Consider the following 12641-nt stretch of genomic DNA (forward strand, 5'->3'; position numbering starts at 1 on the left):
CGCCTTCTCGCGCAGTTCACGGCCGGCTTTCGCGCCGATCAGCCGTTGCAGTGTGGACAGCGGTGCGGTGGCGACCCGGCCGAGGGTGTCGAGGCCGTAGTCGCCCAGCGTGCGGGCGGTCGCGGCGCCCACGCCGGGCAGCGCGGCGACGGGTTTGTCCGCGAGGAACTCCGCGATGGCGTCCGGCTCACCGGGCACCGTGCGCGTCACCCCGGGGGCCGCGTCGTCCAGCGCCATCCGGGCCAGCATCGGCCCGGGCCCGGCCCCGATCACGCAGTCGACACCGTGCAGCGCGAGCGACCGTACCCGGATCACCGAGGCCAGTTCGACGGCGTCCCGCCGGAAGTACCGCTCGGCGCCGCGCAGGTCGGCCAGCGCCCCGTCCGGTGGCAGGGCCTGGACGACGGGGGTGAACTCCTCGAGCATCCCGAGCAGAGGGGGCAGGTCCGCCTCGCTCGTCGGAGGCAGCTGGAAACGTACGCAGAGGATGGTCATCCCGCACTTCCCGGACTCTGGTGCCACAACTTCCTTGTGTTCGCGGGCCCTTCGCCCGCCGGACGCAGATCGGCCCAGGGGTGCATCTCGTACCCCGTGGACATGCGGATCTTCCGCCGCTCCATCGGATCCTCGGCCGCGGAGCCCGTCGGCGCGGGCGCCCCGTCCGACCCGGCGAGCCGCCGCCGCGCGGCTTCCTCGCCGTCGCCACCGGAACCGTCACCACCGGAACCCTCCTCGCCGGAACCGCCGTCGCCGGAATCACCGGGGCCGGAACCGGCCAGCCGGGCCGCGACCCCCTCCAGCCCCTCCTCCCGGCGCACTTCCAGCAGGTCCGCGAGGTTCCAGGCGGCGGCGCCCACCACGCTGAGGCTGCGCGGCCCGCGACGCTGCACCACCCCGCGCACCAGCAGCAGCCAGGAGTGGAAGACGGTGTGGGCGCAGGTGTCGTGGGAGTCGTCGAAGAAGGCGAGATCGACCAGGCCCGTGCCGTCGTCCAGGGTGGAGAAGATGACGCGCTTGCCGGACCGGATCGGCGGCGTCTGAGTGGCCGCCTTGGCACCCGCGACCAGCACGGTCTCCCCGTGCCGGGCCTCGCGCAGCCGCCGCGCCGAGACGACGCCCAACTCGTCGAGGAAGACACGGTGGTCGTCCATCAGATTGCGCGAGGCGTCCATGGACAGCACGCCCAGCTCGGCGCTGAGCCGCTCCGAGGAGGTGAGGTCGGGCAGCCCGGCCGGCGCGGTCTTCCGCCCCCCGGCCAACGGCAACTGGCCACCGCCCCCGCCCCCGCCCCGGGCACCCCGGTGCAGCTCGGTCAGATGCAGTTGCAGATCACGGCGGTTGGCGCCGAACGCGTCCAGCGCTCCCACCTGCGCGAGCCGCTGAGCCAGCGGACGACTGGGCCGACCCCGCTCCCAGAAGTCGACCAGCGAGTCGTACGGCTGCCCCTCGGCGATCCGCGCCGCCTCGGCCTCACTGATGCCGTGCACATCGGAGAGGGCCAGCCGCAGCCCCCATTCACCGGACACCAGTTCGATACGGTGGGCGACTCCCGACGCGTTCACATCCAACGGCAGCACCGGCACCCCCCGCCGCCGCGCGTCCGCCAGCAGCAGCCGCTTCGGGTACATCCCGGGATCATGCGTCAGCAGCCCGGCGTAGAAAGCGGCAGGGTGATGCGTTTTCAGCCACGCCGACTGGTACGTCGGCACGGCGAAGGCGACCGCGTGCGCCTTGCAGAAGCCGTAGCTGCCGAAGGCCTCGACGATCTCCCAGGTCCGCTGAATCGTTTCCGCGTCATAGCCGTTCGCCGCCGCATACTGCGTGAACCACACCTTGATCCGCGCCTGCGACTCCGCATCCGACAGCCCGCGCCGCACCCGGTCCGCCTCACCACGCCCACAGCCGGTCATGATGGCGACGATGTCGATGATCTGCTCGTGGAAGACGACGACCCCGTACGTGTCCCGCAGCGGCCCCTCCAGATCAGGGTGCGGATACCGGATCGGCGCCCGCCCGTGCCGCGCCTCGATGAACGGCCGCACCATGTCGGCGGCGACCGGCCCGGGCCGGAACAGCGAGATGTCGACGACGAGGTCGTGGAACGTGGCCGGCTGGAGCCGCCCGACCAGATCCCGCTGACCGGGCGACTCGATCTGGAAGCACCCGAGTGTCTCGGTGGACCGGACCAACCGGTACGTCTCCGGATCCCCCGGCGGCAGGGCATCCAGATCGACCCTCACCCCCGACACCCGCTCCACTTCCCCCACCGCGTGCGCCATGGCCGACTGCATCCGCACGCCCAGCACATCGAGCTTCAGCAGCCCGAGGTCCTCGACATCGTCCTTGTCGAACTGCGACATCGGAAAGCCCTCGCCACTGGTCGGCATGACCGGCGTACGCGCGAGCAGCGAGGCATCCGACAGCAGCACCCCGCACGGATGCATGGCCACCCCGCGCGGCAGGGCGTCCAGCGCCTCGACCAGCTCCCACAGCCTCCCGTACTTCTCCTTCTCCCCGGCCAGCGCCCGCAGCTCGGGCAGCTCCTCCAGTGCCGCACGGGCGTCCCGCGCCCGGATATGGGGAAAGGACTTGGCCACCCGGTCGATCTCGGCCGGGTCCATGGACAGGGCGGCCCCCACATCCCGGATCGCATGCCGCACGCGATACGTCTCCGGCATCGCGACCGTCGCGACCCGCTCGGTGCCGAACCGGTCGATGATCGCGCGGTAGACCTCCAGCCGGCGCGCGGACTCCACGTCGATGTCGATGTCGGGCAGCACGACCCGCTCCTTCGACAGGAAGCGTTCCATCAGCAGCCCGTGCTCGATCGGATCGGCATGCGCGATACCGAGCAGATGGTTGACGAGCGACCCGGCCCCGGACCCCCGGGCGGCGACCCGGACGCCCATCTTCCGTACGTCCTCCACCACCTGGGAGACGGTCAGGAAGTAGGAGGCGAATCCGTGGTGGGCGATGATGTCCAGCTCGTGGTGCATCCGCTCCCAGTACTCCCGCCGCCGGTCGTACCCGCGCAGCACCATCCCGGCCGCCGCCCGCGAGGCCAGCGTCCGCTGGGCGGTGCGGCGACCCGCTCCGACCAGATGCGGCTCGGGAAAGCGGACGGTGCCGATCCCGAGATCGTCCTCGGGGTCGACCAGGCACTCGGCGGCCGTGGCCTGCGTCTGCTCCACCAGCCGGTGAGCGGTCTCCCGCCGGAACCCCGCGGCCTCCACGATCCGCTCCGCCACCCCGACCATGTCCCCGGCGCCCTTGAGCCAGGCCGCACCCGAGTCCAGCCCCTTGGCCGGGTCGATGGGCACCAGCCGCCGGGCGGCGTCCAGCACGTCGGCGACCGGGCCGAGACCCGGGTCGGCGTACCGCACCGCATTGGTGAGCACGGGCCGGATGCGCTGCTCGGCGGCGAACCCGACGGTACGGGCGGCCAGCCGCAGCGACCCCGGCCCCGTACCCTCCCGGCCGTGCCAGACGGCCTCCAGTCGCAGGTCGTCGCCGTAGACGTCCCGCCAGGGCACGAGCAGCCGCGCCGCGCGGTCGGGCCGCCCCGCGGCCAGGGCGCGCCCGACATCCGACGCGGGCCCGAGCAACACGGTCAGCCCCTCGGCGTGATTGCGCCCCCAGGGCAACAGGGGCGTCCCCTCTCCCTCATGGGCAGCCGAGACGAGCCGGCACAGCTCCCCCCACCCCCGGGCACCGTCCCGGGCGAGAAAGGTCGCACGAGGGGCCGACTCATCGACAAAGACACCGCCCCGCACCGGGGTCCGCCGCCGCCGCTCGGCCGAGGACTCCACACCAGCCACCGCCAGATCAGCCCCGAACAGCGGCCGCACCCCCGCATTGCCGCAGGCCTTCGAGAACCGGACCGCACCGGCGAGCGTGTCGCGATCGGTCAGCGCCAGGGCGTCCATGCCCCGTTCGGAGGCACGTTCAGCCAGCCGCTCCGGGTGCGAGGCTCCATAGCGCAACGAGAATCCGGAGGCGGTGTGCAGATGCGTGAACCCCGGCACACACACCTCCCGCACTCGTGAGCCACACCAGCTCTCGAACATCTGTTCCCAGCTACCTCACCCCCACCATACCCCCATCCTCGAATGTATGTGCGACGTCCGTTCGGCCCCGCCCCACCTGCGGAAACACCCCACACCCCCCGACCGTGGAGGCATGCCGCACAGCTCGTTCCTCGCCGAGGTGAGAGACGCCGTCACCCCACGGGCCACCCTGCTCGTCGTCGGCGTGATCGCGCTCCAGCTGCTGTTCATCGCCTCGTACGTGGGAGCGCTGCACGACCCGAAGCCCAAGGACGTACCCTTCGGTCTCGTCGCCCCCCAGGCCGCGGCCGCACAGGCGGTCACCCGACTCGAACGCCTCCCCGGCTCCCCCCTGGACCCCCGCGCCCTGCCCGACGAGGCAACGGCCCGGACCCAGCTCACCCAGCGCGACATCGACGCGGCCCTGATCATCGACCCCCGGGGCAGCACCGACACCCTCCTGGTCGCCTCCGGCGGCGGCAGGGTCCTCTCCACCACACTGACGGCCCTCGTCACCACCCTGGAGAAGTCCGAGCGGCGCACGATCCGGACCATCGACGTGATCCCGTCCGCACCCCACGACCCCAACGGGCTCTCGTCCTTCTACCTGGTGATCGGCTGGTGCGTGGGCGGCTACCTGGGCGCCGCGGCTCTGGCCATCAGCGCCGGGGCGAAACCCTCCAACCCCACCCGCGCCGCGATCCGCCTGGCGGTCATGGCCCTGGTCGCGATCATCGGCGGTCTCGGCGGAGCCCTCATCACCGGCCCGATCCTGGACGCCCTGCCGGGCAGCACCGCCGCCCTCTGGGGCCTGGGCACCCTGATCATCTTCGCCGTGGGTGCGGCCACCCTCGCCCTCCAGGGCGTCTTCGGCACGATCGGCATCGGCCTGGTCATCCTGCTGGTGGTCATCCTCGGCAACCCCAGCGCGGGCGGCGCGCTCCCCCCGCCCCTCCTCCCACCCTTCTGGAAAGCGATCGGCCCGGCCCTGCCCCCCGGCGCCGGCACCTGGTCGGCGCGCTCCATCGCCTACTTCGACAACAACGCCATGACGACGTCACTCCTGGTCCTGGCGGCGTGGGCGGTGGCAGGAACGGCGATCACCCTGGCGGCGGCCGCGGTACGAAGACGCGCAAACACGACGTAACCCCGCCGCCCCGCGCCCGCACTCGCATACGGCGAGAAGGGGCCGTGCCGGGGGGTGTCCGCCCGCAGCGGTTGGCGCGTCAACGAACAGTCAGTCGGCGTGGGACCCCATCGCGCCGTTCGGAGGACGGACACCCCGCGACGCGGCCCCGCCCCACACCCAACCGCCATGCGAAGCGAACGCGCACCCCACAGCCCGCCGCACACAGACGAAAAGCCCCGCCCCTCACAAGGGGCGGGGCTTCGCAGACTCCGCGCGTCAGCCGATCTCGGTCCCGGTCGCCGACAGCGCCTCGGTCACCGGCTGGAAGAACGTCTCCCCGCCCGAGGTGCAGTCACCGCTACCACCGGACGTGAGCCCGACCGCCTTGTCGCCCGAGAACAGCGACCCGCCACTGTCACCCGGCTCCGCGCACACGTCGGTCTGGATCAGCCCGTTCACGATGTCGCCGTTGCCGTAGTTCACGGTGGCGTCCAGGCCGGTGACCTTGCCCTCGTGCACCTGCGTGGTCGACCCGCTCCGGGTGACCGCCATGCCGACGGTCGCGTCCGCCGCACCCGAGATCTTCTGGGTGGACCCGTTGTACAGGTTCACCTCACTCGGGTGAGCAACCTCCGCGGTGTACTTGACCAGCCCGTAGTCGTTGTCCGGGAACTGGGAGTCCGCGTTGGTGCCGATCCCCTTGCCACTGGAGTCCGACCACGTGGAGATACCCTCGGTGCAGTGCCCGGCGGTCAGGAAGAACGGCTCGCCGCCCTTGACCACGTTGAAGCCCAGCGAGCAGCGCCCGCTGCCACCGGTGATCGCGTCGCCACCGGCGATGAAGGGCTTGTACTCCCCCTTCGACCGCTTGAGTTCGGCCTTCGCCCCGAGCCCGTCCACGACCTTCGTCAGCGTCGTCCACTCGGCCTTGGAGACCGTGCGGTCGGCGGTCACGACGATCTTGTTCGTCGTCGGGTCGGTCACCCAGGCGGTGCCCGGGATGGTCGCGTCCTGCTTCAGCGTGCTGCGGGCGCTCTTGAGTTCGGCGAGGGAGTTCGCCACGACTCTCGCCTTGGCGCCGGCCTTCTCGACGGCCTGCGCGGCGGCCTCGTCGAGCACGTTCACCACGAGGCTCTTGCTCTTGGTGTCGTAGTACGTCCCGGCCGCGTCGCCGCCCAGGTCCTCGGCCAGCGTCGAGGCGAGCTTTCCGGCCGCCGTGACCGACAGGGTCCGGGGTGCGGACGCCTCAGGGGTTTCACTGGCGTTCGCGGTCTGGAACGTCACTCCCGCGGCAACCAGCGCGGCTATGCCCGCACCTGCCACGACTGCACGCCGCTTGGGTATGCGTCGGTGCTTCAACTTCTGTCCTCCTGTGGGGGGTCGACACGAGAGGTTGTGGGGACCTCACGAGCCGGAAGGCTTCGTTGACGAGCGCCCACTATTCCGAGCCAACGGGGAGCACACAAGGGTGAGTTCGAGACGCGCGTAGACAACGCTTCGCGCGCCCCCTCATATTGACCGTCCGCGATCAAATCGGACCCAACTCCCGCGCGTTCCCACTGCAAACACTACGCGTGAGTAATGTGTGCCCACTCTGCGAGGTCTACCCGTGGCTGAATTTCACCCCTCTGACGGCCGGTTCGAAGGGCGATCCGTGCACACCCCAAACCTCCATAAACAACACGAAGCCCCCGCACGCGTCGCGTGCGGGGGCGATGAGCCGTGAAGTGCTGCGAACTGCCGCCGGGGACCTAGTAGACGCTGACGCCGTAGGCGCTCAGGGCCTCCGTGACGGGCTGGAAGAACGTCGTGCCACCGGAGGAGCAGTTGCCGCTGCCACCGGAGGTCAGGCCGTACGCCGTACCGTTGCTGCCGTAGAGCGAGCCGCCGGAGTCACCGGGCTCGGCGCAGACGGTGGTCTGGATCAGGCCGGAGACGATGTCTCCGCCGCCATAGTTGACGGTGGCGTTGAGGGCCGTGACACGGCCGCTGTGCGTACCGGTCGTGGAGCCGTCGCGGATGACGGTGGTGCCCACGCTCGGGGTGGCCGCGCGCGTGATGTCCACGCCGTTCGCGGTACCGGGACGGCTGACGGACCCGCTGTAGCGCACGAGGCCGTAGTCGTTGCCCGGGAAGCTGGAGCCGGCGGTCGAGCCGATGACCGTGGTACGGCCGGAGTTGGAGTACCAGGTGCCCGCGCCGTCGGTGCAGTGACCGGCAGTCAGGAAGTACTCGGTGCCGTTGCTGGCACGGACATTGAAGCCGAGGGAGCAGCGCCAGCTACTCGCATAGATGGCGTCGCCGCCCTGGATGAGCTTGTTGAACTTGCCGGGGGTGCGCTTGATCGTGAGCGCGTCGGCGTTACCGCCGGCCTGCTGCTTGATCTTCGCTATCTCGGCCTGCGTGACCGTGCTGTCCACGGTCAGGAGCACCCGGTTGGTCTTGCTGTCGACGGCCCAGGCGGTGCCCGGGATGTCGGCCTTCATCAAGGAACCGCTGGCGCTCTTGAGCTCAGCGGCGCTGAAGGTGGTGGGGGTGTCGGAGGCGTTCGCGCTGGGGATCGCGATCGCTGCGGCGGCAACGAGGCCGGTGGAAACGGCGATCAGCCGGGTCCGTCTCGAAATGCCACTGCGAGGGGTGGTGCGCTTGATCCTCACTTTTCGTTCCTCCACAAAGGAAGTCGGGGGCCCTCGTGGGGTTTCGGGCCCGTGAGGCGCAGCCTGGGACCGGCTGTCCGGATTCCGAACACGCCGTGCCCCTGACAAGCGCTGAGGGGGAGTATTCGGCCGAACGGCCGGTCGGCGCAAGAGTGCCTTTCGGACTTCAACCTTTTGAGGGTTCTTTACGGAGCCGCCCCGCTGCCGGCGCCCGCACCCCACCCCCACGTCACGCCGTCGTGCGCTCCCCCGCCGCGACCTCGACGTCCAGCGTGTGCCCCGGCGGCGGGAAGGGGCAGACGAAGTGGTCGGCGAAGGCGTACGGCGGCAGCAGCGCGCGGTTGAAGTCGACCGTCGTACGTCCCTCGGCGTCCGGCGCGGCGGGGCGCAGGAACCGGAAGCGGTAACTGCCCGTCCCACAGGAGGCGTCGGCGAACACGGCCCACAGCGAGCCGTCGTCCTGGAGCGACACCTACAAGGCTCAGCTCCCGCCCTTCCAGTGCGAAGGCCGGTTCCCCGCCGAGCCCGAGCCCGCGCTCCCGCCCGTCGGCGTTCGGCACCCGGACCGTGCGCCCGGTGTCGTACGGCGTGAAGCGTCCCGGCACCGCCCAGCCCGGGTCGTAGGGCGTGACACGCAGACCCCCGAACGCCCGGCGTGCGGAGGATTCCGGGTCGAAGTCCCGCACGCCCCACGCCCCTTCACGCACCAGCACGACCAGCCGCCGCTCCCCGTACGCCACCCGGGCCGCGCTGGCGGTCCCGGGGTCGGCGGCGGGCCGCACCTCGCCGCCGAAGGACTGTCCGTCCACGGTGAGAGCGTCCGCCTCGGCGGCGGTCAGCACGACCGGGTCGCCGTCGGTCCGCCAGGACCCGGGGATGTCCGGAAGTCGACCGTCCGGATAGTCCTCGAGCCAGTGGGTGCCGACGAGCGCGAGCGGTCCGTACGGCGCCGACACCGCCGCGACGCGCCGCTCGCGCCATCGCTGCAGTCCTCGGAAGCGTCCGTCGTCATACGGGTCCCTGCCACATGGGGCGGGCCGGCAGTCGCAGGGCCGGCAGTGGCAGGCGGGTCAGCCGTCGCAGGGGCAGCAGCAGTCGCACCCGTCGCAGTCACAGTCCCGGCAGACACCCTCACGCTTCTTGCGGGACCACGGCCCCTCGTACTCCTTGGCGCAGCACAGCTTGCAGGTGCAGCACAGCAGCCAGAACATCCCGCAGCCGGCCCAGAACCCACGCCGGCCGGGCGGCTGAGGCGCCGGAGCGCCCCCACCGAAACCGCCGCCGAATCCGTCGCCGCCGTACACCCCTCCCCCACCGGCGTACGGATTCCCGCCACCGCCCGCGTACGGGTGCTGCGGGGAACCGTAGGGCCCCTGCGGCTGCTGTCCGTGCGGTCCCTGGTGTCCGTGGGGCCCGCCGCCCTGGCGGGAGGCGCACGCCGGCACCGTGCCGAACGCCCGGTCGACCGAGCGCCGCAGTTCGTGCACGAGCAGCAGATGCACGAGCTGCGCGTCGGTGAACTCGGCATCGCGCAGTGCGAGCCGCACGCCGTGCACCGCGTCGTCGGCGAGCCGCCGGACCTCCCTCAGGGAGGTGCCGGTCGCGGCGATCGGGTTCCAGGCGCCTGACGCGGCATCAGCATGCAGGTCCTCCACGGCGTCCAGCAGGTGCGCGAGCCGCCCGAAGAGCCGCCCGGCCTCGGCGAGCGGCCCGGTGTTGTCCGGCCGCCCGGCGAGGACCGCGGTGTGCGCGAAGGCCGCGGCGGTCGCGGTCTCGGTCGGTTCGGTGATGGTCAGGAGCGGCGTCCCGGGCCCGGCCAGCGCCTCGATGCCGGCCTGCCGGTCCACGGCGTCGACCAGGAGCGCGGTGTCGAATCCCACAGCGGAGCCGGTCCGCGCACCGGCCGTGTCCCAGCTCATGGCGACTCGGCGCGCGGCACGCGCCACCGGTTTGCGGGCCAGCAGTCCGTCACCGTCAGTGACGTGGTCGCGCACCTTCGCCGAGGCAAGTACCAGGGACACGGCCGCCGCGAGCCGGGCTCCCTCGCCGTGCGCGACGGAGGCGGTGCGCATGCCGCGCAGCGGGCACGGACCGGCCGTACGCCGGCCGCTTCCGTCACTCGCCGCCTGAGCCTCCGTCAAAACGGAGATGAGCAGCCCGTCATAGTTCGTGACAATCCGGGCGAACTGCCCGTGATCGCCACGCAGTGCGAGGCAAAGCCCGCACAAATGCGCCAGCCACTGGCTTGTGAGCTTCTCTCCGAGCCGGTGCCTACAGGGCCTGACGATTCCGAACACAACGCTCCCCCGGACTTCGTGACGACGCTGAGCTGCGGCATCGTATCGGCCCGCCCATTCACCCATACGCCCCGGCCGTCACCCGTACGCCGAGAAGAATCATATTTCACTCACAGTCAGCAGCCGTTTGGGAAACGGCCCTTGGGACACACGGACTCTCGACGGATTCGCTGTGCACCAGTACCGTCACAAACCCCCCGTGCGGCGTCTATCCACTTGGCGCGCCATCCGCATCATGGACGACCATAGGGATGCGGAAAGCAGAAAGACCGCTGTGAGAGGAGGCGTCCATGGGATCGGTACGCAAGGCAAGTGCCTGGCTTGGCCTCGTCGACGACAACGAAGACGAGCGTTACTACGACGACGACGACTACTCCGACGGAAACGAGCCCGGGGAGGCCTGGGTCACCGATCCGCGCGTCAAGGTGGCCTCGGACGTCGCCGAGGAGAAGGGCCGCCGCATCGGCACGGTGACCCCGGACAGCTTCCGGGACGCGCGCGCCATCGGCGAACTGTTCCGCGAGGGCGTGCCGGTCATCATGAACCTCACGACCATGGAGGCCTCCGACGCCAAGCGCGTGGTCGACTTCGCGGCCGGGCTGATCTTCGGCCTGCGCGGTTCGATCGAGAGAGTGTCGACACGCGTATTCCTGCTGACCCCGGCCAACACGGAGATCGTCAACGGCGACCCGGCCGGGCACCGCACGGACGGCTTCTTCAACCAGAGCTGAGGCAGGGCCGCTCACCGGCCCTGCCTCCGCGCAGGGTTAACCGGACCGGCCTACCGGAAGGCATCGAGTCCGGTGAGCGCCTTGCCCAGCACGAGCTGGTGCATCTCGACGGTGCCCTCATAGGTGAGCACCGACTCGAGGTTGGTCGCGTGCCGCATCACGGGGTATTCGAGCGAGATCCCGTTGGCGCCGAGAATGGTCCGGGCGGTGCGGCAGATCTCGATCGCTTCCCGGACGTTGTTGAGCTTGCCGAAGCTGACCTGTTCGGGACGCAGGCGGCCGGCGTCCATACGCCGCCCCAGATGATGGGCGAGCAGAATCCCCTTGTGCAGTTCGACCGCCATGTCGGCGAGTTTGGCCTGGGTGAGCTGGAAACCGCCGATGGGCCGCCCGAACTGCTCCCGCGACTTCGCGTAGTCGACCGCGGCCTCGAAACTGCTGCGGGCCGCCCCCATGGCGCCCCAGACGATTCCGTACCGGGCGTGGGACAGACAGCTGAGGGGTCCGCGCAGGCCGTTGACCTCCGGGAGGACGGCGTCGGCGGGCAGCCTCACGTCGTCGAGCACGAGCTCGCTGGTGACGGAGGCCCTGAGGGACCACTTGTGCTTGATCTCGGGAGCGGAGAATCCGCGGCTCTCGGTGGGGACCGCGAACCCGCGGATCCCGTCCTCGGTCTGCGCCCACACGACGGCGACGCCGGCGACCGACCCGTTGGTGATCCACATCTTGCGGCCGTTGAGGATCCAGTCGGAGCCGTCGCGCTTGGCGTGGGTCCGCATGGCGGCGGGGTCGGAGCCGTGGTCGGGCTCGGTGAGTCCGAAGCAGCCGATGACTTCGCCGGCGGCCATGCGGGGCAGCCACATCTGCTTCTGCTCTTCGCCGCCGAAGCGGTGGATCGCGTACATGGCGAGGGAGCCCTGCACGGAGACGAGGGAACGGATGCCGGAGTCGGCGGCCTCCAGCTCCAGGCAGGCGAGCCCGTACTGCACGGCGGACGCGCCGGCACAGCCGTACCCGTCCAGGGACATGCCGAGGGCACCGATACCGCCGAGCTCCTTGGCCAGCTCCCGGATCTCCGGCAGCTCTCCCTTCTCGTACCACTCGGCGACGTACGGCAACACCCGGTCCGCGGCCCAGGCCCGCACGGTGTCCCTGATCCCGAGATCCTCCGGCTCCAGCAGGTCGTCCAGGCCGAGGGGATCGACGGGATCGAAGGGAGGCAGCTTGGACGAACCGGACATGATCGACACCCTCCGAAACTCTTTAACTAGCACCGCTAGCCAAGACGCTACGACGTCCACCCACCCACGCACCACCCGTAGCTGCCAACTGAGAGCGGAACTCGCCAGAGGCCCGCCACCGCACCACGGGCGTCCGGGGGCCGTGGTCAAGAAAACAGCACATGACAGATACAGGTCACCCGACGAGGGCCGGGCGCGCTGCCGGAGGCCGGACGCGGCGCAGAGCACCGGAGGTCGGACGCGCTGCCGAAGGCCGGGCGCGATACCGAAGGCCGGGCGCGATACCGAAGGCCGGGCGCGGTGCAGGGCACCGGGCGCCGGACGCAGTGCCTGACGCCAGACGCGGCGCCATGTGCCGGACGCGGCACCAGAGGCCGGACGCGCCGAAGGCCGGACGCGCTGCCGAAGGTTCGGACGCGCCGAAGGCCGGACGCGCTGCCGAAGGCCGGACGCGGCGAAGGAGGCCAGACGCGGCGCAGGGCACCGGGCACCGGACGCAGTGCCTGAGCCGGACACGGCGCCATGTGCCGGACGCGGCAC

General features: G+C 70.9%; 7 protein-coding genes and 2 pseudogenes. 2 read left to right on the top strand and 7 right to left on the bottom strand.

Annotated elements, in window-relative coordinates; all coding sequences use genetic code 11:
• Together ABZ281_RS16690 and ABZ281_RS16695 are read right to left on the bottom strand one after the other, a co-directional pair.
• Positions 1 to 495: pseudogene (locus ABZ281_RS16690) on the bottom strand (DNA polymerase IV); the annotation flags it as partial.
• Complete coding sequence (locus ABZ281_RS16695; RefSeq protein WP_356656121.1) at positions 492 to 4025, bottom strand: DNA polymerase III subunit alpha; 3534 nt, start codon at positions 4023 to 4025, stop codon at positions 492 to 494. The gene ABZ281_RS16695 and the pseudogene ABZ281_RS16690, both read right to left, overlap by 4 nt.
• A 154-nt stretch (positions 4026 to 4179) precedes the next feature.
• Between ABZ281_RS16695 and ABZ281_RS16700 the strand changes: the two genes are divergently transcribed.
• Positions 4180 to 5193, top strand: a complete 1014-nt coding sequence (locus tag ABZ281_RS16700; protein ID WP_356656123.1) for a DUF3533 domain-containing protein — start codon at positions 4180 to 4182, stop codon at positions 5191 to 5193.
• Positions 5194 to 5451: 258 nt separating this feature from the next.
• Here the strand turns inward: ABZ281_RS16700 and ABZ281_RS16705 are convergent, their stop codons facing one another.
• The 4 genes and pseudogenes from ABZ281_RS16705 to ABZ281_RS16720 form a co-directional block, all read right to left on the bottom strand.
• Complete coding sequence (locus tag ABZ281_RS16705) at positions 5452 to 6534, bottom strand: S1 family peptidase (protein ID WP_356656125.1); 1083 nt, start codon at positions 6532 to 6534, stop codon at positions 5452 to 5454.
• Positions 6535 to 6926: 392 nt separating this feature from the next.
• Positions 6927 to 7832: a S1 family peptidase gene (locus ABZ281_RS16710; RefSeq protein WP_356656127.1), complete on the bottom strand. Its 906-nt coding sequence runs from the start codon at positions 7830 to 7832 to the stop codon at positions 6927 to 6929.
• Between the two features lie 229 nt (positions 7833 to 8061).
• Positions 8062 to 8821, bottom strand: a pseudogene (locus ABZ281_RS16715) (DUF1684 domain-containing protein).
• Positions 8822 to 8902: 81 nt separating this feature from the next.
• Complete coding sequence (locus ABZ281_RS16720; protein WP_356656129.1) at positions 8903 to 10129, bottom strand: DUF5685 family protein; 1227 nt, start codon at positions 10127 to 10129, stop codon at positions 8903 to 8905.
• 290 nt (positions 10130 to 10419) lie between these two features.
• Between ABZ281_RS16720 and ABZ281_RS16725 the strand changes: the two genes are divergently transcribed.
• Positions 10420 to 10860, top strand: a complete 441-nt coding sequence (locus ABZ281_RS16725; protein WP_356656131.1) for a cell division protein SepF — start codon at positions 10420 to 10422, stop codon at positions 10858 to 10860.
• 50 nt (positions 10861 to 10910) lie between these two features.
• Here the strand turns inward: ABZ281_RS16725 and ABZ281_RS16730 are convergent, their stop codons facing one another.
• Positions 10911 to 12101, bottom strand: coding sequence for an acyl-CoA dehydrogenase family protein (locus ABZ281_RS16730; protein WP_356656133.1), 1191 nt, complete (start codon positions 12099 to 12101; stop codon positions 10911 to 10913).
• Positions 12102 to 12641 lie beyond the last annotated feature (540 nt).

Origin of the sequence: Streptomyces sp. NPDC006265 (assembly GCF_040613555.1) — a bacterium.
GTDB lineage: Bacteria > Actinomycetota > Actinomycetes > Streptomycetales > Streptomycetaceae > Streptomyces.